Below are 24,333 nucleotides of genomic sequence, written 5' to 3'. Positions count from 1 at the left end.
GGGGATTTTTTTTACCCTATTTCATTGGTAAGTTTTTTGCCATCCTCAAATTCTGAGATGTTATTTAAAGTTGTTTGGGCGATTTGACCCAAGGCCTCTTTTGTCAGGAAAGCTTGGTGCCCTGTAATTAGGACATTTGGAAAAGTCATTAGTCTGGAGATCTGCTCATCTGGTAGGATCTGCTCAGAGAGATTTTTGAAGAATAAATCTTCCTCTTGCTCATAAACATCAATTCCCAGATAACCGATTTTTCTGCTTATTAAAGCTTTAATAACTGATTTGGTTTCTATTAAAGCTCCTCGTGAGGTGTTGATTAAGGCAACTCCCTCCTTCATGTGCTGGATTGCATCTCCGTTAACTAGATGCTTTGTCTCAGGGGTCAAAGGACAATGGAGAGAAATAATGTCTGATTTTGAGAATAACTCATTGATTCCATGATACTGGATTCCCAGTTTTTTCATTTCCTTATTTTCAAATAAGTCATAGGCTAGTACTTTCCCTCCAAAACCCAAGGCTATCTTACAAAAAGCTCTTCCAATGGCACCTGTTCCTATCACTCCAAATGTTTTTCCGTGGAGGTTGAAACCTGTTAATCCTTCCAGGGAGAAATTAGATTCACGGACCCGGTTATAGGCTTTGTGCGTTTTTCTACTTAGGGTTAGGAGTAAAGCAAATGCATGCTCTGCAACTGCCTCAGGACTGTAAACTGGTACTCGTACTACTGGGAGTCCCAATTCTTTGGCGGCATCCAAGTCCACTTGGTTGTATCCAGCACATCTCAGTGCAATTAGCCTGACACCACGTGTTTTAAGCTTTTTGAGAACGTGCTTGTCTAGGATGTCATTGACAAATGCACAAACGACTTCGTGCTCTTCAGCTAAGGAAGTAGAGTCTTTGTCTAGCTTGGCCTCGAAAAAGGTGATTTGATGTCCGAATTGATTTTCAAAAAGATTGAAGCTGTCTCTGTCGTATGATTTTGCGCTATAAAAAGCTATTCGCATAGGCTTAGTTTTGAACTTGGTAGATAGAAAAGCGAGTTACCTCTTCCTCAATTTCGGTATTTTCTGGTTCTACTACCAAAAATTTGCCATCTCCAAGTCCAAATAAGATACTTCCTGGAATGGATTCTAATTCCGCAACTTGCTTCCTTCCAGAAATTAGAAGGATTTTTTGCTCTTTGGTGTCATTTGCGGGAGAATAGATGGCATCTTGACCTCTTCTTGTATTAAACTGCCCTTCAGTTACGCCTGTAAAATATTTGATCAAAAATAAGTCTTTGTCGATCTGAATCAGGTTTTGATTTCTTCCGGACATGAGGCGTAATGCAGTAAGTCTATCATCATTGGAGTTTATTCCGATTGGAACTGGAGAATACTCCAAAAACTCTGAATGGTCGATAGGAATACTTTCTTTGAAGTCCAAGGAAGGCAAAGAATAAACCTCTATTTTATTCTCCAATCCGTGAAGTACCAATAATTCATTTGTCTCATGATCTACCACAAAGCTTTTGGTCATCAGTTCTGGATAGATATCTAGAGTTTGTTTATATATGGACTCCTCTCGGTATGGAAGGACGGATTTCATGTCGCCTGACTGGATGTTGATTGAGTAAAAGTTAGTAAGCGTATCTCTCCCTTCCTCATTATGAATCAAGTAGTGTGCAGATAGGTAATTACTAGGTCCTACCAAAAAATAGGTGCTATCCTGATTTTGATAATATTCGGTTCTGCCCATAGGACCAAAACCTCGAATAGGAAGAGGAGATTGGATTCTCTGACGATAAATTTCTTCGAAATCTCGATTGTAGGCCAAAATGGAAAAAGGCAATTCTGCAATTCTCATTCCGCTTGGTCCAAAACCCATTCCAATAGGGTTCCAATTGCCATAAAGTCCGAGACCTTCCCCCTTTTTATGTGCTCTTTTTAGAATTTCCCCTTCCTCAGATATTTCTAGAAAATCATCTTCCACCATGGCATACCCTAGATATTTTTTTTCTTCAGGTGAGTAATCCCTAATGATTACCCGTGTCAGGTTATTTACTTCAAAAGAGTCTATTTTCTCAATGTGATAGTTTCCACTACTTTGATCCGATTTAATGGAGGTGTCAGATTCAGAGCAGGAGTAAAGAAGAATTCCTGTCGATAAGAAACCTAGGAAGTAGGCAAGTGGGTGTTGGTTGAAATTCATTATTTAAAATATAGTTTATCTACTTTTATTTCGTTGAATATACAATCCTAATTTGATTTATCCATCCATTAGAATTCTTTTTCTAAATTATGAGGGATTCCGTACATTCAAACCACCGCAAACCTTATTTAAACATGAAAAAAATCCCTTTTTACTTTCTTGCGCTTATCCTTTTTTCTTGCTCTCCAAATCAAGAGGAGAAAGAAGTTGTCACTGAAACTATTATTGAAGAAAAAATTATGGAAGAAACACCTGACTCCGTCTTAAGACACGTCGTTTTGTTTGGTTTTAAAGAATCTGCTACTCAAGAAGATATCGACAAAGTTGTAGCTGCTTTTGAGAATTTGCCAAATGAAATACCTGAGATCAAAGGATTTGAATGGGGAACCAACAATAGCCCTGAAGGACTAAATCAAGGCTTGACTCATGCCTTCACTTTGACATTTTATTCGGAAGAAGATAGAGCTATTTATTTGCCTCATCCCGCCCACAAGGCTTTTGGTGAAGTCTTAGGACCACATTTGGATAAAGTGACAGTAGTTGATTATTGGACGAAATAAGTCCTACTGATCATATGGAAGGGCGGAGTCACCAGAGGAGGCTTCGTCCTTTATCGTTAAGACCTCTGTGACCACAAAGTTGCTAGTTCCTCTCCATGGGAGCATTCCGTTATATTCTTTATATCGTAGCTCTACAAATCTCCCCGAGGCTCTTTCTAGCTTTCCTGCTACTTCCTCATCTACCACACTAAATCTAAACTCGTTGCTTTGTAGGCCACCTGCTGTTGGACTTTGGAATCCTTCCTGGACCACTCTTCCTTCATAAGTTTTAAATACGATTCCTTTTTTTACAAAGTAGTTCAATGAACCTGCTTTGACTCCTTCCCCAAATACAAAATAGAATTTATACCAAAAGATTCCAGCAAGGACAACAATCAAAACGGTACCAAAGATCCAGGCGAATTTTTTCATCTTATCTAAATTTTCAGTTAAATATAAACAGTTGTGGGAAGTAAAATATTCGCGCTTGTAATTATTTTGAGCCTAAAGAAATAGAAGTAATCAAAAAAGCACCTGTTCCTTCAATATTTCTAGGTATTCCAAAAGCAATGGTTTCTCTATATACTCAATCACACTGGAATAATCCAAAGCTCTGTTTTTATCCTCACTATTGATAGATGAACTGATCAAGATTACTTTGATTTTGTCAGGTTTGTTTTGTTTTTCGATAAAGTTGAGCACCCCCCATCCATCCATCTGTTTCATGTAAATGTCTAAGAAAAGTAGATAATTTTTGCTTTCCTTTTTATTTAAAAAATCAACCACTTCTTCTCCGTCTTCAAACTTTTGAGGAGAGTCATGGAACCCTGATTTCTTGGCTAAAACTTCATGAAGAAACAAAAAGCTGGGATCATCATCCACAATCAAAAGCTCAAAATTTGCCATTAATGCGATAGAAAATAAAAGGGGTTTGCAATTGAGAACTTTAAATTAGTGGTTTTAATTGATTTGAATGAGCCTAAACATAAAAAAAGGAAAGCAATTGTGCTTTCCTTTACTTATTCAGAATGGATTTAAGTATTCTGAGTTTATTTGTCTTCTATTAGCCATAAATAATCCCCATAGCCTTTCTCTTCCATTTCAGATTTAGGGATAAATTTCATTGCAGCAGAATTCATACAATATCTCAATCCGGTCGGAGCTGGGCCATCATAGAATACGTGTCCCAAATGACTATTTCCAAACTTACTACGAACTTCTACACGCATCATTCCCAAGGAGTTATCCACAGGTTTGTCAAGAGCTCTTGGATCAATTGGTTTGGTGAAGCTAGGCCATCCTGACCCAGATTCATATTTATCAGTAGAACTAAATAATGGAGCTCCGGAGACTATACAGACATAAATGCCTTCTTCCTTATTGCCATTGTATTCATTTTGGAAGGCATATTCTGTTGCATCCTCCATAGTGACTTCCCACTGCAGTTCTGTTAGTTCACTTTTCAATTCTGATTTCGATTTGGCTGGATATTCTTTTGCGGATAGTTCAGGCCAATGTTTTTTGATGAAATCATCACGTCCACTTCCTTTTCTGTAGGAATAATAATCGGTTGGGTTTTTCTTATAATAATCCTGATGATATTCCTCAGCTGGATAGAAAGTGGTGAATTTAATAATTGGAGTAGCTATTGGTTTATCAAATCTTCCTGAATTATCCAGTCTTTTTTTGGATTCTTCAGCTACCTTTTTTTGCTCAGAATCCATGTAAAAGATAGCAGATTCGTATTGTGATCCTCTGTCATAAAAAGAACCACCAACATCCGTCGGATCAAATGTCTGCCAGAAAATATCCACCAATTCTGAATAGCTGATTACTTCGGGATCATAGGTGATCTGAACAGATTCTCGATGTGAGGTTTTTCCTGAACTAACCTCACCATAGGTTGGATTTTTTTCTTTTCCTCCGGCATATCCTGATATCACAGTTATTACTCCATCTACATCCTCAAAAGGAGCTTCTACGCACCAGAAACATCCACCTGCAAAGGTTGCTTGTTCTGTTTTTCCCGAGAAAGCTTCCATTTTTTCTGAATCACTGGGGCTTAACTCAATTTCCGAATTTTGTTCGGAAGGTGAGCTGCAGGCCATAAAAAGGCCGAGAAATAGGCTCAACATCATCGTATATGGTTTAGGTGACAAATGCATGATTTACAGAAATTTATCTTATATGCGAAAATTGGTCTCGTATTTGAAACTGAAAATATAACCCATCAGTTCGAGAACTGTTTTGAATTCTAGGTTTAGATACGTGGTTTTTGAAGGATTAGATTGGTTAAGATTCGATTATTAGTTCCTCCAAGTTTCATTAAATGCTTGATCAATGAAAAAAATACAGCTACTAATTCTTTGCCTTTTCATTTTTACGGTCTTTTCAATCCCTACTTTCGCACAACAAGGATCCGGTTTGGGAGTAAAAGTTGGAATGAATTATAATACTTCCGGAAAGTATTTCAAAGATGCAGGAACCATTTGGAAGGATCCAACCGGAGGAATGGGGTATCATGCGGGGGTATTTTACAAAATGAGCTCTTATGATATCTATCTCAGGCCTGAATTGGTTTTTACCGAAACTCGCTTCGAAACTGGAGAGTTGGATGCGAAGTCTCAGAGAATTGATGCACCGATTTTGGCAGGAATCAAGCTTTTTCAAATCATTACAGTCTTTGGAGGTCCATCTTTTCATTATACTCTCAAAGACAATTACCTTCCAAGTGAATTAGACGAATACAATAAGAACCTACGATTCGGGTATCAATTTGGAATGGGAGTTTCAATTGGTCCAGTCGGCTTGGATCTTCGATATGAAAGAGAATTTCATGATCAGAAAATCAATATTTACAGAATGTTCGATGGTACCCAGTATATCCGCCATGAGCAAGTGTTACTAGCTCTGTCGTTTAAGATTTCTGGAAATTAATCCTGCATGAAAGGTTTGAACTCTGCCGACCAAAGTTTGTACCCATCTTCGTTTAAATGCAATTGATCTTGAATGTAAAGTTCTGGGCGAGGGTTGCCATTCGAGTCAAGCAGTGCTTCCCATACTGAAACATATCCAACTCCTTCATGAGTCTGGGCATATTGTCTCATTAGATCATTCAATATCAAATAATTTTGCTTCTTGCTCCAGCGGCTTGGGCTAGGCTTTGCACTGATTAGATTGACTTCCGTATGAGGGTTGGCGATCAAAATTCTGGAAACGATATTGTCCAAAGATTCCATAATGTCGGCTACCGCTACATCTGCCCAAAGGTCATTATCACCTTCATAAATGAATACTTTTTTTGGCTCAAATCTCAAAACCAGAGGGAATAGGTGTTTTTCGAGGTCAGAAGCTTTAGAGCCACCGAACCCGGTATTTAATACGTCATAATTTGGAAACTCAGCCTCCAAACTTTTCCACATTCTTACACTAGAGCTTCCTGTGAAAACCGTTTCGCCAGGTTCCCATCCAGCTTCATCAATTCTAGCTGAAATTTCTTTGACTTCATTTTCAAAAGGGACAGTCTGAGCGATACTGATTTGGCTTCCAAAAAATAGGCAAATCGCAATCAATAGGAGGTTATAGGGCTTCTTCATATTCCTAAACATACGTCCAAAAAACACAGCTTCAAAACCGTTCACAAATTGATCGAATACGTACAGGGTGAACAGATTATGAAAATGACCTAGAAGAAACTTGAAAAGTCTAAAACACCCCTGAACATCCCAAAAAAAGAGGTTTTTGTCCCTAAATGAACTGAGTATGTCCCCAGTCAGAAGTAATTCTCACTTTTGGAAGGATTTTAGCGTTTTATATACGAATCCATTCAATCATCCTACTTATGCAACAACTTACTCAGTTTTTCTGGTTTTGTAGTGGTGCCAATTTCTCAATTTTGAAGAGAACTCCCACTGATTCAAATAAATACATTGGAATAGGGGCTACGGTTTTTTTTACTGGCATCTTAGCAGCATTGGCCTCGGGCTATGCGATTTATACAGTTTTCCAATCCATTTGGCCTGCCATAAGCTTCGGACTGCTATGGGGCTTGATGATCTTCAATTTAGATAGGTTCATTGTTTCCAGTATGCGAAAAAAGGAAAACTCTTGGGCTGAATGGAAGTTGGCAATTCCAAGATTGGTTTTGGCAGTATTACTAGCGCTTGTGATTTCAAAGCCATTAGAATTGAAGATGTTTGAGAGAGAAATCAATCGTAAGCTTGATGAGAAAAAAACTGAGTTTATCGCTCAGTCCAAAGCGAATTTGGCTAAAGGATTTCCAGAGATTCAAGAATTAGAAGGGAGAATCGATTCATTGAAATCAGAAGTTTCAAATGCAGAAGCCTATAGAGATCAACTTCAGAAAGAATACGATGCAGAACGATTTGGAGAAAAAACTGCTGGGACGAGTGGAATTGTAGGTTTAGGGACCAATGCAAAAAAGAAAGAACAACAACTGGATGCGGCCCAAATAGCCTTGGATGAATTGAAAGTGAGAAACCAGATTCGGGTAGATACATTAGAGGCTCAAATCCGAGAATTTATGGCTTTGCGTCAGGCAGAATTTGAAAAGCAGCAACCTGGGATTGAAGGGTTTGATGGCTTGGCGGCAAGAATGGATGGTTTGGCTTCATTGACAGAGGAGAGTTCCGCTATGGCGCTTGCAAATACGTTTATAATGCTTCTTTTTATTGCCATTGAAACTGCTCCAATTTTCGTCAAATTGATTTCAAGCCGTGGGCCCTATGATGAACTATTAGAGCTTCATGAGGAAAAAGTGAAATTGTTCAAAGGTGAAAAATGGACTTTTGCCAAAGGGGAATCAGAAGCTCGTGTGGACTATTTTCAAGGAACCCATTTTTATGCAACCAATCTTCAAAAGGAAAAGACCAATCGCAAAAACAAAGTGAAAACCGAAGCTGAAATAGCTGGTATGGAAGAAAAATGGGGGAGAGGGGGTTAACCTTCAAACTATAATATTTAGTAATACGTAAATATTTTTTTCTTTACGTATAGCCTTTTATTTTATTGTCATGGATTCTAAAATCACCCTTTCATTTAATAAGGATATCATCGAAAAAGCGAAGGATTTTGCAAGTCAAAACATTATTAGTCTTTCCAGATTGACGGAATACCTTTATTCTCAAATTACTTCCGGTAGCTACCTATCGTTGGAAGATTTGCCGATTTCCAAATGGATTGATGAGGTGGCTGAAGGGGCCATTGAATACAAAAAAAGTTCTAGCAAGAAAGCCCTGAAAGACGAATTCTTCAAAAGTAGAAAATGAAGATTTTTTTAGATGCGAATGTGCTGGTTTCAGTCTTGAACAAAGAATATCCACTTTTTCCCTATTCTGCCCGAGTTTTAAGTCTGATGTATAAAGAGACTTTTCAGCTTTATACATCACCCATTTGTTTAGCCATATCTTATTATTTTTCTGAAAAGAAAAGTGGAGCAAGTGCTGCAAAAAGAAAAATTGATTTATTGAATTCAAAGATTCTTGTTTCCGAAGTGGGCAGTGAGGAGGTTTTTAAAACTTTGAAAAATCCATTAATCCAAGATTTTGAAGATGGATTGGAGTATTACTCTGCATTAAAAACCTCTGGTGAGGCTATCGTTTCAGAGGATTCAAATGGATTTTATTTTTCTGAAATACCTGTGTATACCTGCCAAGATTTTTTGGAAAAAGTGGTTATTTCTGGGGTTTAGAATAACGTATTTATTGCTACTTCATCCAATTGAGTCATCGTGTCCTTCACGGATTTCCATTCGGCAAAACCAACAATCTTAATTAGGAATCCAAGGAATTTCCCAGGCTGAATTAGCTTTCTGGCCAGGTTAGAGATGTTTTTGTCGCGATCTGAAATCTGAAAATTCTTATTCAAATCTGCATGGTATTCCCCGGCATATTTCCAGGCCCCATCTCTCGCCAGCTGAATCGAAAAATTTAAAAGCATTTCATCTTTGCCTTTCGCCAAAGGAATCAACAATCCGAAAATAGGAGAAACCTTACTGATGTTTGCCTTGACGCCATCAACCAATTCAGCTAAAACAGAATTGATCTTGTCGAAGTCATTTTTGATCCCTTCTAAAGGATGATTCTTCATGGTTTCTGATGCCGCAATTCCAAGATCTAAATTGATATGAGCGTTGATTCCCAAGAATAGGTGTTGCAAAACAAGATAAGAGGAGCCTTTGCTTGCATCAAAAGCTACTTGCCAGCTTGATGTTGGTGTTCCGCCGTTTTTCCAAACATCATAAGCATCTATAAATCTTTTGGCGAAAAGGATGTCCAATACCTCCATTCTGGCATTGTCTTCAAATTCTTTTGCCAGAATGCCCTGTTTAATTCTCCTTGTGACTTGTCTGTATAAAATGGCAAAAAAGCCAATTCTGCTTTCTTGAATTTGGCATTCCGAGACAATTTGGTCCATTCTTCCCAGTACTTCATCAATTGTTTTCATAGGGATTACATAAAAAAGCTTTCTAAAATATCCCCAACATAGAATGCAACGATTGCCGCCAGAAGTCCTAAACCAACTGTTTCGATAATGCTTCTTAGGGTGGAAGTCTGATTCACGATACCTTTTAGCCAGCCTACTATCAAAAATGCTATGCCAGTCAGAATACTAGTCCAAAGAAAGGTGTTAATTTCTGAAGGGAAGAAGAAGTTCCATAGGTAAATGAGTAAAGGTATAAAGCCGACCATGATAAAGGAAATGAGAGTAGCCAATCCAATTTTAAAAGGACTTTTGGTGTCTTTCATCATTCCCAATTCATCTTTCATCATTTCAGAAACCCAGAGATCTTTATCTGAGCAAATATGGTCCACGATTTGGGTTAATAATTCTCCCTTGAATCCTTTTTCACGATAGATTTCTTCGATTTCCTCTCGTTCGGTTTCTGGAAGATTTTCTATTTCCCAGTATTCTATTTTTTCGTGTTTGTCAAAATTGTCTCTTTCACTTTTTGCTGAAAGGTATGCACCGACTGACATTGAAAATCCATCAGCAAGAAGATTTGCAAAGCCTAAAATGATCAAAATTCCCGGCTCCAGATTGGCCCCGTAGCCGCCGGCAACAACTGCAAAAGTAGTCACGGCTCCATCGATACCTCCATAGACGAATTCTCGTAGGTACTCTTGAAGCTTACCAAATTGGTTGTTCTGATGATGGATGGCTTGTTCCATTTATTTTAAATTTTCAAGTAAAAAGTTCTTGACGTTTTCCCCCATAACAGATTTGATTTCCTCTAAGGTGAATCCTTCTTGGAGCATCCCTTCAACTATAATAGGAAGACCTGTGATGTCAAAAGGGACCACTACCGCTCCATCATAATCAGACCCAAGGGCAACATGCTCTATCCCCACCAAATCTCTAACATGCTTGATTGAAGCAATGATATTTGGGATTTCAGGCTCACCAACTGCCGCATCAAAAAATGCGATTCCTATGATACCCCCGTTTTCTGCAATTCTTTGAATTTGATGATCACTAAGATTTCTTTGGGAATCCAAAATAGCTCTAACTCCCGTGTGCGAAACGATGACAGGCTGGGTGGTCATATCCAATACATCCTCTACTATTGCTGGAGACGAATGCGCGAGGTCAATGAAAATTCCCAGATCGTTCATTCTTTTAATCACTGATTTCCCAAAGTCGGTCAGGCCTTCACCTGATTCACCGTGAGCAGAACCTCCTAGTTTATTGTCAAAAAAGTGAGTGGGACCTATCATTCTGACCCCTGCTTCATAAACTCTATCCACGTTGAGAATATCACCTTCCAAAGCATGAGCACCTTCGATCCCCAACATTCCTCCAATGACATCTTTATCGGATTTGCGGGCATCAATGAGTTGATTTAGGTCGCTTTTGCTTTTGACCAAAATTGCCTTACCATCTTCTTCCACCATAAAATCTTCCAAATCTCCTGTTTGAGATAGAGTTCTATTGACTAAGCTAAACCAATTGAATGGGCTTTCTCCTTTGACAATGGTCAATGGGGTAATCACATCCAAAGATTCGGCGCTATTGCTTTTCATATTTTGTCCTGAAGGAGATTTGGAAACGATGGTAAACATTTCCAAAGCTACATTTGCTACTCTCATTCTCGGGAAATCCACGTGTCCACGGTCTCCCTTTTCGGTCAAGTCTCTTCCCCAAAGTAATGCGTCACAATGGAGGTCTGCTATAAATTCTAAATTGTCATAAATGGCCTGCGCTTCTGCGGAAACAGAATAAGGTGGAAGGATTTTTATTTGGTTCCGGTCTGACTCTATATAGGGAGGAACCAGTGCAATTGCTATAACATATAAAAGGAATAAAACTAATAATCCTATTAGGAGTTTTTTCATCGTATAAGGCTGGGTTAATCCGATGAAGATACTAAAAAATCCAAGTGAAAGGGATTCTTAATTGATTACTTCTTCTGCAGATTTTGTCGGTTCCAGATCCTCTAATTCTTCCATGGTGAAAATTCTTGACCTGATAATAAATCGAATTCCCATTGGGATTTCCAGTGAGAAACTACTGCCTCTTCCTGGTGTAACATCTAAGGTTAATTGGGTATGCTTCCAGTATTCAAATTGATCAGCACTCATGAAAAAATCGCAACCATAAATGTTGCCCAGCCAGATATCACTTCCACCAACTTTGAAATCTCCTTTTTCAAAACACATAGGAGAGGAGCCGTCACAACAACCCCCACTTTGATGAAACATCAATTCGGTTCCTGTCTGCTTTCTCAATTTATCGACAATTTCCTTTGCAGTATCGGTGATGGTTATTCTTGATGTCATGGGTTTATTGGTTTTTTGGGTAAAGAAAATAAAGACAGGCGAAAATCACCTGTCTTTACGGGTTTGGTTTTACTTTGATTAACTACTTAAAAGAAGCCTAATTTCTGTTTACTGTAAGAAATAAGCATGTTTTTGGTCTGGCGGTAGTGGTTCAACATCATTGCGTGATTTTCCCGTCCGAAACCTGATTTTTTGTATCCGCCAAATGGTGCGTGTGCCGGATATGCGTGGTAGCAGTTTACCCAAACTCGACCCGCTTGGATCGCTCTAGGTACTTGGTATAATTCATGTGCATCTCTAGACCAAAGTCCAGCTCCCAAGCCATACATAGTATCATTGGCTATTTGGATTGCTTCCTCTGTGGTCTTGAAAGTGGTAACGCAAGTGACTGGTCCAAAAATCTCCTCTTGGAAGATTCGCATTTTATTGTTGCCTTTGAAAATGGTTGGCTGAATGTAGAACCCGTCTTCTAATCCTGAATTCAGACCGCTTTTCGCTCCTCCTGTTAGAACTTGAGCTCCTTCCTGCTTGCCGATTTCAATGTAGGAAAGAATTTTTTCGTATTGATCATTGGAGGCTTGCGCTCCCATCATTGTATCCTCAGCTAATGGGTGACCAAGCTTGATCGCTTTGGTTCTAGCGATTACTCTTTCCATAAAGACATCATAAATGTCTTCATGAACCAGAATTCTAGAAGGGCAAGTACAAACCTCACCTTGGTTCAAGGCAAACATAACTGCGCCTTCTACAGCTTTGTCAAAGAATTCATCGTCAGCATCAGCTACAGACTTCATGAAGATATTTGGTGACTTACCACCCAATTCCATGGTTACAGGGATCAAGTTTTCAGATGCATATTGCATAATCAGCCTACCTGTAGTGGTTTCACCCGTAAAAGCAACTTTTGCAATTCTTGGAGATGTCGCCAATGGTTTTCCAGCTTCTGGGCCAAAACCGGTAACTACGTTTAGTACTCCTGGAGGAACAACATCAGCAATTAATTCCATTAATACCATGATACTGGTTGGGGTTTGTTCAGCTGGTTTTACAACTGTACAACATCCAGCAGCCAAGGCAGGGGCGATTTTCCAAGTGGCCATCAAAAGTGGGAAGTTCCATGGAATGATTTGTCCCACGACTCCTAGTGGCTCGTGAAGGGCTATACTTACTGTGTTTTCATCATGCTCAGAAATGGTGCTTTCATCAGCGCGAATCACACCTGCAAAATATCTAAAATGGTCCACACAAAGAGGTAAATCAGCAGCTCGGGTTTCTCTTAAAGCTTTACCATTGTCTATTGTTTCTATTCTTGCAAGAAGTTCGAGGTTTTCCTCAATGACATCTGCAATCTTATTGAGGATTTTGGATCGCTCTGCAGCGGGAGTCTTGGACCAAGAAGGGAATGCCTCGTGTGCAGCGTCCAATGCTTTTTCAATATCTACTTTATTACCTCTGGCTGCTTTTGAAAATACTTTTCCGTCTATAGGGGAAATGTTGTCAAAATATTCCCCAGAATCAGGTGCAATCCACTTGCCACCTATAAAATGATCGTATTTTGATTTGATCTCTGGTCTATCTACAGGCTTAGCCTGAGAAAGTGTTAAAGTTGTCATATGTTTTATTGGTTATTTTGGTATTGATCAAAGCTCAATACATTTCATTAAAAAAAATTGCACCAGATGAACATCTCATGTACTCACGTTGCTATTTTTTCCGTTTCTAAAGAGTATTCTCAAGAAATATTAAATAAATTAACTTTTCTAAAGCTGTGCTAGTTAATACATTACCCTATGACCCGAAATAACTTTCCTGCACAGGTGACTTGGAGATCTCCAAAGGATTTGAAAACCTTAGTAGAGAACAGGACGACCTACACCTTAGATAATTGTGAGCTAAATATTTTTGAAACTCACCAAGAGGCTGCCGATGTCAATTTGGTATTTGGAGACTTGGTGCTGACGACTATGCTCAAAGGTAAAAAGGTTATGCACCTATTTGACAAGCCGGGTTTTGATTATTTGCCAGGGGAGTCTGTGATTGTCCCTCCAAATGAATTAATGAAAATTGATTTTCCGGAAGCCCAATGGAACAATCCGACTCAATGCATTGCTCTTTCTATTTCAAAAGAAATGATAGAGAATACTTTTAATATGCTCAATGAGCGTTTCTCTGATAAAGTACTAACTCAAGAATGGGGACTTGATTTGTCTTATTTCCATCTAATTAATACTCAGGATCTTTCCGAAATCATTAATCGATTTATCAAGATCGGGGTAAAGGAGCGATCCAAAGAAAAAGACTTAATCGCTTCTTTGGCATTAAAGGAATTATTGATCAGGCTAAGTCAAACGCAAGCTAGGGATATGCTTGAAAAAACATATAAAGAGCTGGCTTCTGGAAATCGGTTGGCTCATGTAGTGGCTTATATCAAATCAAATATTCGGGAACAACTGACTTTGGAAGATCTGGCTTCCAAAGCATGCATGAGTAAGGCTCATTTTGTGAGAACATTTAAACAGGAATTAGGACAAACTCCAATGGAGTATGTTTTAAATGAAAGGCTCAAATTAGCTAGAAATCTTTTGCAAATGGGGGGGCTTCAGATTCAGGAAGTGGCGATGATGTCCGGATTTAATAATATCAGTTACTTTATCCGAGTTTTTAAGAAAGAGTTTGGACGAACTCCCAAATCCTATCAGGACTTGCCGAAAGGCTTCTGAAAGAAAAAAAAATGAAAAATATTTTACTGGATTTGTGTTATTATCTTAAATTTTATTAAGTTTAATAAATTTTGGTAGGCAAAAAAAGATATCAACCTATCGCTTTACCAAAGTTTATTTGGTTTTACTTGATTAACAATAGACCCTGACTGAGAGCTTATTTCCTAATAAGCTCTCTTTTTTTTGGCTTCTTCAAAAAGTCGTTTTGCATAAATGCAAAAAACCGGTTTAAAAAATGTGTTGTTTTGTTCAAATTTTTGTTAAATGTCAAAAAACTGGTTTAAATGAGTGAGTTAGGTTAAGAAATTATAAAGTTTTGTTTTTTAGGCTTTAAACAGAAAAAGCTTCTCGAAAATTCCGAGAAGCTTTCTATTGTTTATTAACCCTTTAACTCGAATTACATGATAGATAATCTAGTACGGGCAGAATTTGCTTTAAAATCAACTTCTTCGTTGCTGTTTTCGATTTCATCATAGCGATGCTCTGCTTTAGCCTCCAAACAGCTTGATTTTCTTGCAATTTCCTCCTTCATTACGATTCTTATCAAATAATTCTAGTTTAATCAAAAACCTATACTACACTAGTTCTTTTTTAGCCAAATAGAAGTCTACCATCTCATAATCACTCGCTTCACGCTCCTGCATTTCTGCAACTGTTTTTGGTGGAGGTACGATTACTTTTTCTCCTGGTGTCCAATTCAGTGGCATGGCAACTTTATATTTATCAGATGTTTGTAGAGCTACTAGGACTCTTTTGATTTCATCCATATTTCTTCCCACATTTAGAGGATAGTACATGATCAATCTAATTTTTCCAGTTGGATCGATAAAGAATACAGCTCTTACTGCCGCGGTCTCACTTTCTCCCGGTTGAAGCATTCCATATAATTTGGAAACGCTCATGTCAATGTCGGCAATGATTGGAAATTCGAATAAAACACCGGTGTTTTTCTTGACATTGTTGACCCAGGCAATGTGGGCATGGATGGAATCAATGCTGAGTCCAATCAATTTGGTATCATGCTCATCAAAGAACTTTTGATCCAATGCAAACCCACTCATCTCTGTTGTACAGACAGGTGTAAAATCCGCTGGGTGAGAGAACAAGATGGTCCAAGAATCTTTGATGTATTCGGAAAATTTAATCTTTCCTGTGGTAGTCATTGCCTCAAAATCGGGAGCCTGATCTCCAATTCTAGGCATTGTTATAGCTTGAGTATCCATAGTTAATGGTTATGATATTTTTTAATTTATAGTATAAATCTACCGTTATTCTTCTGTAAAATCTGTGATAAGAATCACAATGATCAATGATTATTTGGGTTCCCATTCCCTTTGTGATGTTCCTTGAACCAACTAGGTTCCTCCAATTGGTTAGCATGAATGTATTCTACAATTAATTTGATCTCTTCTTCAGGAACCGGAGGTTTTGGCATCACACCAAAGCGCTTCATAGGTCCCTTCATAATTCCTTTTTCTTCATTAGGATCGGAGACGAATCCAATCATCGCAGCTTTAAAGTCCTTGCTTTCTGGATAGGCTTTTTGATAATGCGATTTGATACCCACCAATGGAGGGGCCAACATCTCATCATGGGAAGGGGAAGCAGGATTGTGACAGGAATAGCAGTGTTTTTGAAGTAATACTAACCCCTTTTCTACTTGTTCTTGGTCCGGATTAAAATTTTCGAGTTTGCTCTCAGGAGACTGAATGCTCAAGGAAAGAACCGAAACCAACACCCATGACAAAGGAATAAATGCTAGGTTCATTTATTTAATTGTTTTGACAGGTTGTTTTTGCTGACGTGATGATGTCTTCGTAAAGTGTTTGACTGATATAGCTAGGCGAATAATCAACTCCATATTGAGTTGCTAACCCATAAAAAGCCCTCATATGGTTTGAAGAGCCACATTGTAAGCTACCATATACAGTAGCCAATGAGCTTTGACTAGTTTCTGCAATTGCATTTTCCAAGTCGTAGATGTCAATATCTTCAATCCATAGTCCTGCGATAATTGCATCATTTAGTGACTGATCAACTTGGCTAGTGAGATTGTCATAAAGGGTTTGAATGGCGGATAATGTAAATTCTCCGGGTATAGTGCTTCCATTCAAAGGATCAGAAATATCAAAAGCATTCATCTGAGTCAAAATGGACTGGATATGCTGTGATTCACTATTTGCAATGTTTTGGAAAAGGATATTTCCATATTTTTCATAAGCATAGATGTAAACATCATGCGCCAGCTTTTCTTCTTCTCTGGTGAATAGCAAAGTTTCTATCTCTGCATCTGATAGAGTGGTGCTTACCATTGGCTTCTCTTCATCTTGGCAAGAAAATAATCCCGCCAATAGAATAAATAAGGGGAGGATTGATCGTTTCATGGTTTCTAATATTTATAGAACCAATGTCGATACTAATAGCCTCAGAAGCAGTGATATTTCTCACACGAAAATCCTTATGGATTAAACTTTTTAGAGCTTGAAGCTCCTTATTAATCCGATGCTAATCCTGTGTTGATTTAGAATTTGATTTCCGTTTAGATTTTGATGGATTGGACTTTGGTAGACCAGAGAAAATGTAGTTTGAGACAGATTCAGGTCTAGCCCCAACTGTGCAAAATCCACTTGCCCTCCGGTAAGATCCTGCTTTTGTCCATTGTAAATATCCCGCTGAGCAGACTCATGGTATACTCCCAAATTAGGAGCTAGCAGAAAGCTTCCTCCAATTTCAAACTGATGAAAATACAGCAGATATGCGTTGAATGAATTTCCAAATTGATAAGATTGCTTTCCCTCTGTGCTCCATTGGTAGCTCATTCCGGCATTGATACCTAGATTTTCTAAAAACCATTGATAATTCAATCGCGGAATAAAAGAAAAGGCACCTTTTCCAGGTTGAATGATTGGGTCAAAAAGGTCCCTATTTTCATTCTTGGACTGAACTAGAGCCTGACCTGTTGGAAGGGTAAGAGCCAACCCAGGACGAAAAGTATGTCTGGATTTAGGGTTGTAAACCAAATGGATAAATTCCACCGCGGTAGTTAAATCTCCCCATCCTTGGACATAAAGTGTCGTATCAGAAAACGGGTTGGGTAAGTCCAGGTATTTTTCATAATAAACCTTGTTGAACTCATAAGGCAAAAGGAAGGTCAAGTTCCATTTATAATTCAGAGTGATATTTCCTCTTGCCTCAATGGTTTGATAGGTTTCAAAATCCTGTTTGGTCTTTTGGACATACAAATTGTTTCCTTCCGGTTCATGCATCACTTCGTTGCCAATCCAAGGTTGAAGTTGGGTACTTTGCTGAGCTGGAAAACTTAGAATTGCTGTAGTAGTGGATGGAGAGATAGTCTTATAATCCCGAAAATCCCTGAATCTATAGAATAGGCCAAAATAGCTTTTGTTTTCAAGGAGGCTGTATTCAAAGAAATTGCAGCTATCGCATGCAAATGACTGATTTGATTGGGATAGGAGTCCCAGAAATATGAGAATGAGTAAAGATTTTTTCATGGTAAATCAGGATTGTCCTGAAGGTGTTTTTGAATGAACTGATCGTCTTGAAGAGTTTTTAGAAATGTAATCAAGGCTTCTTTTTCCTCTTTGTTTAAAGGAATACCATCTTTTAATTGTGGAGCCAATGAACTGTTTTGCTTGATCCCTGAAGAATAATGATTCAATACCTCTTCCAGGCTTGCGAATCGCCCATCGTGCATGTAGGGAGTTGTCAAGGTGATGTTTCGAAGGCTTGGGGTTTTGTAAGCTCCCAAATCCGAAGAGTCATGACTGATTCGAAATCTTCCCAGAAATACACCTTCTTTGTCAATTGGATCAGGGTAACTTTCATCCAATCCATTGTTGTGATAACTGAGGTCAGTAAAAAGGCCTTCCTCATGACAACTAGAGCAATTAGCTTGATAGATTTCATAGCCTTTTAATTCTATAGAATTGAATCCAATCTCTCCATTCATCCAGAGATCATAGCGTGAAGTTTGAGAGATCAATGTCCTAGTATACTGAGCTATGGCTCGGCTCATTGTAGCACTTTGAATGGGAGTTGCAGGAAATGCATTTTCAAATAAATCCAGGTATTCTTTCTGTTGATTCAAATAGGTCAGGATAGCAGTCAGGTCAGCTCCCATTTCATTGGGGTGGGTGAGAGGGCCAAAGTTCAAAGACTCTAAATCATGTGCCCCACCATCCCAAAAGAGTCCAGTAGTATTCCAGGCCAAATTGAAAAGGGCTGGGGCATGTCGGTCTAATTCTATCCCCGTCACTCCATGATCTGCAAGTGGAACTGCATCTGTGAATGCCAATTGCGGTTGATGGCAGGAAGCACATGAAACCTTTCCATTGCTAGAGAGATTGGTGTCGAAAAAGAGCTTTTTACCCAATAGGACTCCTTCTTTGGACATGGGATTCCGATCCGGTTGCGGAAAGCTTCCGACATTCAACGATTTGGAAATGGATGGAACAAAAAGCTCGGGATCATTTTCTGCCAAAATCTCCTGTTGCCCCTGATCCTCACATGCCCAAGTCCAAGAAATAGAAAGGAGTAAAATAAGAGCCTGTTTTTTCATTGGAAAGAATTCCCCCGAAGATATCCTCGGGGGATTTTTATTAGTTGGCTTTTATAAATCCATCAGCATAGTTTTGACCAATTTGATCGGCAACAGGTCCTCCCATGACGGTGGTACTTGCCAGATTACTTGGAACCAATGTATTTGGGTTGGAAAAAAGCTCGTCAATTGCTGTTTCCAAAGAAATAGAAGCAGGTTTTCCAGCAGCTAAACCAGAAAGCGGCAATGTGACTGTTGCATAGTTTTGGTTATTTCCAATATGAAATACCAAACCGGTTCTTTCTTGGGTGCTTTCGTGGATAAACTCACCTTCCAAAACGACGAATTTATAACCTGAATTCCAGTTCCAGGCCATGTCATTGTTGGGGTCTAAATCACCTGTCTGATCCGTTCTGGAATTGGCTACTTCGTCAACACCGATGGAAAAAGTGATTTGATCATAATTGGCCGAAGGGATCATTCCCAATTCAATTGAAGAATTGAAATCCTGTCCCATCAAGTGGTAACTGTCGGTCTCTATATATTGAGTATTGGTTTCCGAATCTGTCAAAATCACATTGGAGATGTAATATTTAAACTTTTTCACCATAAATGATTCTCCAGAAGGGAGTGTAAAGATCTCTTGATTCAACTCCAGAGGGTTTCCGTTCAAGGTGTTATCAAATGTGATTTTCACATTCATTTGTGCGGGAGTTTCGTCCTCTTTGTCACAAGATGTGAATGCAAAAAGGACCGCAAGGAATAGATAGGATATATTTTTCACTGTGATAGTTCTAATTAAATGGATTTGAAAATTTTGGATTTGAAACAAACTCTTCGTCCGTCAGCGTTTGGAGAAAGGCAATGATTGCCTGCTTCTCTTCGGCTGAGAGGTAGAGTCTGATTGGTTCGGATGGATCAAGGACTTCATTACTGGCTTCCAAAATGAGCACGTCAAGTGTTTCGCTATTTTGGATGTGCTCATTGTAATGGTCCAATACTTCTTCCAAGGATGAAAATCTTCCATCATGCATATAGGGTGCAGTCAAGGCTATGTTTCTTAGACTTGGAGCTTTGAATTTTCCTTTGTCAAAAGGGTTTCCGGTGATAGATTCTAGCCCAGAATTCAAATTTTCATCTGAGTCCAAGCCATTGTTGTGAAACCCAGCAAATCCGTTAGGAGCTCCAGAAGTCAGAAAACCTAGGTGGCAATCCCCACAATTGCCTCCCCTGAGTTGAATGGATGGCTCTGGGTGGGTAAAGAATAGTTCTAGTCCCAATTCTTCCTCGGGACTAAGTTCTACCTCACCACGAATCCATTTGTCAAATTTGGAATTGGCGGAAATCAGTGTCCTTTCAAATTGTGCCAGTGCCTTGCCGATATTTTCAGAGGTCACTTGGTCAGATCCGAAAGCTGCCTGAAATAAACCCGGATAGTCCACATCCCCTTGAAGTCGGGAAATAGCCTCTTCCATAGGGAGATTCATTTCTGTTGGGTCTTCAATCGGTATGAGAGCTTGTTCCTCCAAGGATACAGCTCTTCCATTCCAAAAGAATCGGGTTTGCCAGTGTAGGTTGCTTAAAGCCATAGCATTCATAGACCCAAGAGTTCCATTGACTCCAGGGCTAAATTGAAGACCATCACTGAACCCTTTTTCTTGCTGATGACAGGAGGAGCAGGAAATGGTTCCGTCCTGAGAAAGCTTTTTTTCATAAAAAAGCATACGGCCAAGACGCACTCCTTCCTCCGTCAAGGGATTGTCTGAAGGCATGACCTGTTGATCCGAGAAATAGTCGGGTTTTTCCAGTGTAATGGGAGTAGGCCCCTGATCAACAGGGAGTTCTCCCTCATTACAGGAAAACAACAAAGTGCTAGCCATCATCCAACCCGCATAGCGGATAAGAGATTGCATATTCTGTTTTTGTAAAAGGAAATTTGAATTAATTCAGAAGTGAATCAACTCTGAGGAGGATGATCAATTGAAAAAGTGGTAGTCTGGCTAAACTCATGATGGTAAGTTTCCTGATGAGTCAAGAAAGCCTCAAAAGTTAACTCTATTGAATTTGCAATTGATTCTGAAGGGACAAAAACACCGAAATCCTTATTGAAAGTGAATGCAGGAAGTGATTCCTGTCTTTCTTTTTCGGCTTTGATTTTTTCAGCCAAAAAGCACTTTCCGTCACATTTAAGTTCTGGTTTATCCTTGTTGATACAGAAATTCTCAATGATGTATTTTCTATTGATCGTGAAATCCACTTTGATCAACGAATACACCATGCTATTGAGAACCATGGTCATCGCAAGAGTAATATAAATAAGGCTTTTCAGCATTTAGGGGTAAATATACGACTCGGAAGTGAGCTTTTTATGTGATTTTTATCCCAAAACGCAAACATTTTTTGAGAGTCCAATCGAAAATGATTTTTATATAATCAATAAGGGAATAGTTCAAAAAATAGCGGCTAATTAATCCAAAAGCATTTTTTTTAATTAAGAAGCATAGAATTAACTGAAAAAAAATGAGTTTTGCGTGTTTAAATCTTTACCACAAACAAGCAAAGTGATCAAAGTCATAAATGAAGGTTTTCCGAAAGTCCTTCAACAAATAATCCTCCTGTTTTTAAGTTTTTTTTGCTTGTTTATCCTTTTGGTTTCAATCGCGAACGCCCAAGTCCGGGTACCTTTTCAAAATAGGGCTTCCGAAGCAAACCCAAGCCGGACGACATTTGAAGTAAAAGGAGATTTTGCTCTCATAGGAAATACCAATCTGAGCTTGGAGAATTATGATGATAATCTGATGAATGACAATCAGCTACTCTATGTAGATGTTGATAATGACCCCAATACTATTAATTCTTCTTCTGCGACTTTAGTCTTTTCAGCTGAAAATGGAAGTGATGCTTCTTGTACCAAAGTATTGTTTGCAGGACTATATTGGTCTGGTCGAGGGCCTATAGCGGATGATTTTTATGTGAGTGATTCAAACGGGAACTCAAAAAAACTCAGTCGAAAACAAGCAAAGCTAATTGGTCCAAATGGTAATCAACAGCTCTTTACAGCCAAAGATGAAGATATACGCTATACCTATGGTTTGGATCTGCCTAACGATCTGGGACTATTTGTAGGTTATGTAGAAGTGACAGACTTTGTTCAGACCAATGGTCAAGGAGCCTACACGGTTGCAGATCTTGGAGTGTCTGAAGGCACAGATTATCATTATGGAGGTTGGTCTATGGTTGTGGTCTATGAAAACCCCTCAATGAACAGCCGAAGTATCACAGTATTCGATGGCTATGCTTTTGTCAGAGGCAGTGTAATGGCTGATTATACCATTCCTGTTTCGGGTTTTGCAACAGTAGATTCTGGTCCGGTCAAAATGAAATTAGGTGTAGCAGCAGGTGAAGGAGATGTGGCTGCTGTTGGGGACTATTTGGAAATTGAGAAGGGAATCAATAGTGGCAATTTTGTAAGACTTTCCCATGCTGGGAATAATGAAAGTAATTTTTTCAATTCCAGTATTTCCACAGGGGGAAATCCAAGGAATCCCGAATTGAAAAATAATACCGGGATGGATATTTCGGTTTTTGATATACCAAACGGGGGAAATTTGATTCTGGAAAATGGACAAACAAGCACGAGATTTCGGTATGGTACAGACGGAGATGCTTATGTGATTTATTCCTTGGTAACAGCAGTGGAAACCTCTGAGCCTGTTTTGGAAGGGTATCATTATTTTTCATCCTTGCCTAATGGTGGGGTTCTCCCAGGTGAAGAGCTAGAACTGACGGTGGAGGTAAGTAACAAAAGTGCGATCCCAGTTAAGGATGCCCTTCTCACGATAAATTTTCCTCCAGGATTGGAGCTGATCTCAGCAGAAGCTGAGTTTTATTCAACAGCTTCCGGCAATTCCTTGCCTGGATTTGATTCCCGTCCAGACGTGAGGCAATTTTATTGGATGGTGGGAGATGTGCCAGTGCCTAATACTCAAGGGGAGGTTTTTGCCAAAATCACCTACAAAGTGAAAGTCACCGGGGAATGTGTCCTGCTCATGAATAGCTGTGGCGTCAATTTCGTTTTAGATGGAGAATTGAATGGATTTAACGGGATAAGCGGTAGTCCTATCTCATCTTCTCCTTTGAAAATAGGCGAATCTCAAGAGAATGCTTGCTTTGCTACTCCCGTTTTTGGGCCTTTAGAAGTGTCGATCAACGCGCAAGAATATGTCAGAACCAACTGTGGATTTGATGATTCGACTTCCACACTATTTATTTGTCAGGCAGAGGATAAAGAATACGTCCAAACTTTTTACATCCAAAATACATTTCCTACTGGAACTCGATTTTTTGATAGTTTTCCGGTGGAAGAAAGCACAGTTGAATATCAAGATTCCCTTCAGATATTATCTGGGAAAATTTACTTTGCGGTATCTCCTGATAGTCCCAATTGCCCCAGAGAATTCAGCTTGGAATCTGGCTATATTGAAGTTGAGATAGAAATGGAAGAAGGGGAATGTAGCTCTGAGAGTAGTGATAGACTGGTTACATTTCATGTCATTGAGGGGACGGCTCCTTTTACGTTTGATTATTTGGATGGTGCGGGATTTGTATCGGATTCCAGCCGTATGTTTTCTTTGGGAAATCACAGTGTCCTGGTCAAAGATATTTCCGAATGTTACCGTGTAGTTGAATTTGATGTCTTGCCTCTTGGAGATTTTAACTTTTCTGTAGAAAAGTCTGGTGTCGAGGATTCTTGTCCAGAGAGCCCCAATTTTGCTTTGAGCGTCTTGATTGAGTCGGAATTGGAGGATCTTTTTCAATTGAGTATTGAAGGAACTACCATAGATGGCCAGGATTATTTTTATACAATGACAGAATTGTCTGTGGGTGAATTTTATTGGGAAGAGTTGGTAGCTGGAGACTACACGATTTGGGTAACAAACTCAGCGGGTTGTGAAAAGGAACAGGTTTTCACAATTTCCGAAGACGAATTGTCGTATTTGAAAGCAGAGTTTCAATTGAAGAGTGGCCCCTTAGATGAAGGGTATTTTATTCCAGGTTCGCCAATTGAGTTTGTCAATCTTTCACAAGGGACGGAAATAATTTCATATATGTGGGATTTCGGAGACGGAAATATGAGTTTTGATTTTTCGCCCGTACACAGCTATTATGAATCTAGAAGTTATGAAGTGAATTTACAGGTTGAAAATGCAGCTGGATGTATTAGTGAATACTTGCTTCCATTGGAGGTGGGAGGGCCAGCTCTTCGACTTCCGGATGGGTTTACGCCCAATGGAGATGGACAGAACGATTATTATTACCCAATTTTCAGACAAATTGAGTCCATCAGATTTTGGGTAATGGATCGATGGGGGGCAATTCTTTTCTATACAGATTCGCTGGATTCAGAAGGTTGGGATGGCAAGTGGAAAGATGAGCCTATGCCCCAGGGTACTTATGTCTATCGAGTCGATTATACTTTTGGACAAAACAAGCAAAGCTCGAAATCCGGATCTTTCTTATTATTGAAGTAA

General features: G+C 39.1%; 27 protein-coding genes. 7 read left to right on the top strand and 20 right to left on the bottom strand.

Annotated elements, in window-relative coordinates:
• Positions 1 to 11 precede the first annotated feature (11 nt).
• A complete protein-coding gene (locus tag O0V13_RS08440) occupies positions 12 to 1,001 on the bottom strand; it encodes a 2-hydroxyacid dehydrogenase (RefSeq protein WP_268034540.1) in 990 nt (329 codons plus the stop codon).
• A gap of 4 nt (positions 1,002 to 1,005) precedes the next feature.
• Positions 1,006 to 2,187, bottom strand: coding sequence for a hypothetical protein (locus O0V13_RS08435; protein ID WP_268034539.1), 1,182 nt, complete (start codon positions 2,185 to 2,187; stop codon positions 1,006 to 1,008).
• A 134-nt stretch (positions 2,188 to 2,321) separates the two neighbouring features.
• On the opposite strand from O0V13_RS08435, the gene O0V13_RS08430 reads away from it, so the two are divergent.
• Positions 2,322 to 2,747: a Dabb family protein gene (locus O0V13_RS08430; RefSeq protein WP_268034538.1), complete on the top strand. Its 426-nt coding sequence runs from the start codon at positions 2,322 to 2,324 to the stop codon at positions 2,745 to 2,747.
• A 3-nt stretch (positions 2,748 to 2,750) separates the two neighbouring features.
• Here the strand turns inward: O0V13_RS08430 and O0V13_RS08425 are convergent, their stop codons facing one another.
• The 3 genes from O0V13_RS08425 to msrA all read right to left on the bottom strand — a co-directional run bounded on the left by O0V13_RS08425 (position 2,751) and on the right by msrA (position 4,891).
• The gene (locus O0V13_RS08425; RefSeq protein WP_268034537.1) at positions 2,751 to 3,158 is read right to left on the bottom strand and encodes a hypothetical protein; all 408 of its coding nucleotides are present in this window, start codon (positions 3,156 to 3,158) and stop codon (positions 2,751 to 2,753) included.
• Between the two features lie 90 nt (positions 3,159 to 3,248).
• Complete coding sequence (locus tag O0V13_RS08420) at positions 3,249 to 3,632, bottom strand: response regulator (RefSeq protein ID WP_268034536.1); 384 nt, start codon at positions 3,630 to 3,632, stop codon at positions 3,249 to 3,251.
• A gap of 143 nt (positions 3,633 to 3,775) precedes the next feature.
• Positions 3,776 to 4,891 (bottom strand): peptide-methionine (S)-S-oxide reductase MsrA, encoded by a 1,116-nt coding sequence (gene msrA / locus O0V13_RS08415; protein WP_268034535.1) that lies wholly within the window; start codon positions 4,889 to 4,891, stop codon positions 3,776 to 3,778.
• 175 nt (positions 4,892 to 5,066) lie between these two features.
• Between msrA and O0V13_RS08410 the strand changes: the two genes are divergently transcribed.
• Complete coding sequence (locus tag O0V13_RS08410) at positions 5,067 to 5,663, top strand: outer membrane beta-barrel protein (RefSeq protein ID WP_268034534.1); 597 nt, start codon at positions 5,067 to 5,069, stop codon at positions 5,661 to 5,663.
• Here the strand turns inward: O0V13_RS08410 and O0V13_RS08405 are convergent.
• The gene (locus O0V13_RS08405) at positions 5,660 to 6,322 is read right to left on the bottom strand and encodes a GDSL-type esterase/lipase family protein (RefSeq protein WP_268034533.1); all 663 of its coding nucleotides are present in this window, start codon (positions 6,320 to 6,322) and stop codon (positions 5,660 to 5,662) included. The two genes, O0V13_RS08410 and O0V13_RS08405, sit on opposite strands and share 4 nt — an antisense overlap.
• A 245-nt stretch (positions 6,323 to 6,567) precedes the next feature.
• Between O0V13_RS08405 and O0V13_RS08400 the strand changes: the two genes are divergently transcribed.
• The 3 genes from O0V13_RS08400 to O0V13_RS08390 all read left to right on the top strand — a co-directional run bounded on the left by O0V13_RS08400 (position 6,568) and on the right by O0V13_RS08390 (position 8,436).
• Complete coding sequence (locus O0V13_RS08400) at positions 6,568 to 7,689, top strand: DUF4407 domain-containing protein (RefSeq protein ID WP_268034532.1); 1,122 nt, start codon at positions 6,568 to 6,570, stop codon at positions 7,687 to 7,689.
• 70 nt (positions 7,690 to 7,759) lie between these two features.
• A complete protein-coding gene (locus O0V13_RS08395; RefSeq protein ID WP_268034531.1) occupies positions 7,760 to 8,014 on the top strand; it encodes a DUF6364 family protein in 255 nt (84 codons plus the stop codon).
• The gene (locus O0V13_RS08390) at positions 8,011 to 8,436 is read left to right on the top strand and encodes a type II toxin-antitoxin system VapC family toxin (protein ID WP_268034530.1); all 426 of its coding nucleotides are present in this window, start codon (positions 8,011 to 8,013) and stop codon (positions 8,434 to 8,436) included. Before O0V13_RS08395 ends, O0V13_RS08390 begins: the two co-directional genes overlap by 4 nt.
• On the opposite strand, the gene O0V13_RS08385 is transcribed toward O0V13_RS08390, so the two are convergent.
• The 5 genes from O0V13_RS08385 to O0V13_RS08365 all read right to left on the bottom strand — a co-directional run bounded on the left by O0V13_RS08385 (position 8,433) and on the right by O0V13_RS08365 (position 13,137).
• A complete protein-coding gene (locus tag O0V13_RS08385) occupies positions 8,433 to 9,191 on the bottom strand; it encodes a DUF5995 family protein (protein ID WP_268034529.1) in 759 nt (252 codons plus the stop codon). The two genes, O0V13_RS08390 and O0V13_RS08385, sit on opposite strands and share 4 nt — an antisense overlap.
• Positions 9,192 to 9,196: 5 nt before the next feature.
• Entirely contained in the window at positions 9,197 to 9,916 is a 720-nt protein-coding gene (locus O0V13_RS08380; RefSeq protein WP_268034528.1) for a VIT1/CCC1 transporter family protein, read from the bottom strand.
• Positions 9,917 to 11,080 (bottom strand): dipeptidase, encoded by a 1,164-nt coding sequence (locus O0V13_RS08375; RefSeq protein WP_268034527.1) that lies wholly within the window; start codon positions 11,078 to 11,080, stop codon positions 9,917 to 9,919.
• Between the two features lie 57 nt (positions 11,081 to 11,137).
• Entirely contained in the window at positions 11,138 to 11,524 is a 387-nt protein-coding gene (locus O0V13_RS08370) for a DUF779 domain-containing protein (protein WP_268034526.1), read from the bottom strand.
• Between the two features lie 86 nt (positions 11,525 to 11,610).
• On the bottom strand, positions 11,611 to 13,137 hold the full coding sequence (locus O0V13_RS08365; protein ID WP_268034525.1) for an aldehyde dehydrogenase family protein: 1,527 nt from the start codon (positions 13,135 to 13,137) through the stop codon (positions 11,611 to 11,613).
• A gap of 177 nt (positions 13,138 to 13,314) precedes the next feature.
• On the opposite strand from O0V13_RS08365, the gene O0V13_RS08360 reads away from it, so the two are divergent.
• A complete protein-coding gene (locus O0V13_RS08360; RefSeq protein WP_268034524.1) occupies positions 13,315 to 14,244 on the top strand; it encodes an AraC family transcriptional regulator in 930 nt (309 codons plus the stop codon).
• A 397-nt stretch (positions 14,245 to 14,641) separates the two neighbouring features.
• Here O0V13_RS08360 and O0V13_RS08355 read toward each other — a convergent pair whose 3' ends face one another.
• From O0V13_RS08355 to O0V13_RS08315, 9 genes are all read right to left on the bottom strand, one after another.
• Positions 14,642 to 14,791, bottom strand: a complete 150-nt coding sequence (locus tag O0V13_RS08355; RefSeq protein WP_268034523.1) for a hypothetical protein — start codon at positions 14,789 to 14,791, stop codon at positions 14,642 to 14,644.
• Positions 14,792 to 14,819: 28 nt separating this feature from the next.
• Complete coding sequence (locus O0V13_RS08350; RefSeq protein ID WP_268034522.1) at positions 14,820 to 15,467, bottom strand: peroxiredoxin; 648 nt, start codon at positions 15,465 to 15,467, stop codon at positions 14,820 to 14,822.
• Positions 15,468 to 15,550: 83 nt separating this feature from the next.
• Entirely contained in the window at positions 15,551 to 16,012 is a 462-nt protein-coding gene (locus O0V13_RS08345) for a c-type cytochrome (protein WP_268034521.1), read from the bottom strand.
• Positions 16,013 to 16,016: 4 nt separating this feature from the next.
• Positions 16,017 to 16,628: a DUF2202 domain-containing protein gene (locus O0V13_RS08340; RefSeq protein WP_268034520.1), complete on the bottom strand. Its 612-nt coding sequence runs from the start codon at positions 16,626 to 16,628 to the stop codon at positions 16,017 to 16,019.
• Positions 16,629 to 16,718: 90 nt separating this feature from the next.
• Positions 16,719 to 17,756: a hypothetical protein gene (locus tag O0V13_RS08335; RefSeq protein ID WP_268034519.1), complete on the bottom strand. Its 1,038-nt coding sequence runs from the start codon at positions 17,754 to 17,756 to the stop codon at positions 16,719 to 16,721.
• Complete coding sequence (locus O0V13_RS08330; RefSeq protein ID WP_268034518.1) at positions 17,753 to 18,823, bottom strand: cytochrome-c peroxidase; 1,071 nt, start codon at positions 18,821 to 18,823, stop codon at positions 17,753 to 17,755. Before O0V13_RS08330 ends, O0V13_RS08335 begins: the two co-directional genes overlap by 4 nt.
• Before the next feature lie 40 nt (positions 18,824 to 18,863).
• Entirely contained in the window at positions 18,864 to 19,586 is a 723-nt protein-coding gene (locus O0V13_RS08325; RefSeq protein WP_268034517.1) for an MbnP family protein, read from the bottom strand.
• A 10-nt stretch (positions 19,587 to 19,596) separates the two neighbouring features.
• Positions 19,597 to 20,715 carry a cytochrome-c peroxidase gene (locus O0V13_RS08320; RefSeq protein WP_268034516.1) on the bottom strand — a complete coding sequence of 373 codons (1,119 nt, stop codon included), beginning with the start codon at positions 20,713 to 20,715 and terminating at the stop codon, positions 19,597 to 19,599.
• Positions 20,716 to 20,759: 44 nt separating this feature from the next.
• Positions 20,760 to 21,134 (bottom strand): hypothetical protein, encoded by a 375-nt coding sequence (locus tag O0V13_RS08315; protein ID WP_268034515.1) that lies wholly within the window; start codon positions 21,132 to 21,134, stop codon positions 20,760 to 20,762.
• A 304-nt stretch (positions 21,135 to 21,438) separates the two neighbouring features.
• On the opposite strand from O0V13_RS08315, the gene O0V13_RS08310 reads away from it, so the two are divergent.
• Positions 21,439 to 24,333, top strand: a complete 2,895-nt coding sequence (locus O0V13_RS08310; RefSeq protein WP_268034514.1) for a T9SS type B sorting domain-containing protein — start codon at positions 21,439 to 21,441, stop codon at positions 24,331 to 24,333.

The organism is Algoriphagus sp. PAP.12 (genome assembly GCF_026652115.1).
Lineage (GTDB): Bacteria > Bacteroidota > Bacteroidia > Cytophagales > Cyclobacteriaceae > Algoriphagus.
Note: the sequence above shows the minus strand (reverse complement) of the source record. Positions and strands in the feature narration are given on the sequence as shown.

Excerpts from the sequence above, each read along its gene's own strand:
- O0V13_RS08340 (WP_268034520.1), bottom strand. The coding sequence starts at position 16,628 with ATGAAACGATCAATCCTCCCCTTATTTATTCTATTGGCGGGATTATTT.
- O0V13_RS08420 (WP_268034536.1), bottom strand. The coding sequence starts at position 3,632 with ATGGCAAATTTTGAGCTTTTGATTGTGGATGATGATCCCAGCTTTTTG.
- O0V13_RS08350 (WP_268034522.1), bottom strand. The coding sequence starts at position 15,467 with ATGGATACTCAAGCTATAACAATGCCTAGAATTGGAGATCAGGCTCCC.
- O0V13_RS08320 (WP_268034516.1), bottom strand. The coding sequence starts at position 20,715 with ATGCAATCTCTTATCCGCTATGCGGGTTGGATGATGGCTAGCACTTTG.
- O0V13_RS08365 (WP_268034525.1), bottom strand. The coding sequence starts at position 13,137 with ATGACAACTTTAACACTTTCTCAGGCTAAGCCTGTAGATAGACCAGAG.
- O0V13_RS08380 (WP_268034528.1), bottom strand. The coding sequence starts at position 9,916 with ATGGAACAAGCCATCCATCATCAGAACAACCAATTTGGTAAGCTTCAA.
- O0V13_RS08335 (WP_268034519.1), bottom strand. The coding sequence starts at position 17,756 with ATGAAAAAATCTTTACTCATTCTCATATTTCTGGGACTCCTATCCCAA.
- O0V13_RS08435 (WP_268034539.1), bottom strand. The coding sequence starts at position 2,187 with ATGAATTTCAACCAACACCCACTTGCCTACTTCCTAGGTTTCTTATCG.
- O0V13_RS08405 (WP_268034533.1), bottom strand. The coding sequence starts at position 6,322 with ATGAAGAAGCCCTATAACCTCCTATTGATTGCGATTTGCCTATTTTTT.
- O0V13_RS08345 (WP_268034521.1), bottom strand. The coding sequence starts at position 16,012 with ATGAACCTAGCATTTATTCCTTTGTCATGGGTGTTGGTTTCGGTTCTT.
- msrA (WP_268034535.1), bottom strand. The coding sequence starts at position 4,891 with ATGCATTTGTCACCTAAACCATATACGATGATGTTGAGCCTATTTCTC.
- O0V13_RS08375 (WP_268034527.1), bottom strand. The coding sequence starts at position 11,080 with ATGAAAAAACTCCTAATAGGATTATTAGTTTTATTCCTTTTATATGTT.
- O0V13_RS08430 (WP_268034538.1), top strand. The coding sequence starts at position 2,322 with ATGAAAAAAATCCCTTTTTACTTTCTTGCGCTTATCCTTTTTTCTTGC.
- O0V13_RS08395 (WP_268034531.1), top strand. The coding sequence starts at position 7,760 with ATGGATTCTAAAATCACCCTTTCATTTAATAAGGATATCATCGAAAAA.
- O0V13_RS08330 (WP_268034518.1), bottom strand. The coding sequence starts at position 18,823 with ATGAAAAAACAGGCTCTTATTTTACTCCTTTCTATTTCTTGGACTTGG.
- O0V13_RS08425 (WP_268034537.1), bottom strand. The coding sequence starts at position 3,158 with ATGAAAAAATTCGCCTGGATCTTTGGTACCGTTTTGATTGTTGTCCTT.
- O0V13_RS08315 (WP_268034515.1), bottom strand. The coding sequence starts at position 21,134 with ATGCTGAAAAGCCTTATTTATATTACTCTTGCGATGACCATGGTTCTC.
- O0V13_RS08400 (WP_268034532.1), top strand. The coding sequence starts at position 6,568 with ATGCAACAACTTACTCAGTTTTTCTGGTTTTGTAGTGGTGCCAATTTC.
- O0V13_RS08370 (WP_268034526.1), bottom strand. The coding sequence starts at position 11,524 with ATGACATCAAGAATAACCATCACCGATACTGCAAAGGAAATTGTCGAT.
- O0V13_RS08440 (WP_268034540.1), bottom strand. The coding sequence starts at position 1,001 with ATGCGAATAGCTTTTTATAGCGCAAAATCATACGACAGAGACAGCTTC.
- O0V13_RS08360 (WP_268034524.1), top strand. The coding sequence starts at position 13,315 with ATGACCCGAAATAACTTTCCTGCACAGGTGACTTGGAGATCTCCAAAG.
- O0V13_RS08385 (WP_268034529.1), bottom strand. The coding sequence starts at position 9,191 with ATGAAAACAATTGATGAAGTACTGGGAAGAATGGACCAAATTGTCTCG.
- O0V13_RS08410 (WP_268034534.1), top strand. The coding sequence starts at position 5,067 with ATGAAAAAAATACAGCTACTAATTCTTTGCCTTTTCATTTTTACGGTC.
- O0V13_RS08390 (WP_268034530.1), top strand. The coding sequence starts at position 8,011 with ATGAAGATTTTTTTAGATGCGAATGTGCTGGTTTCAGTCTTGAACAAA.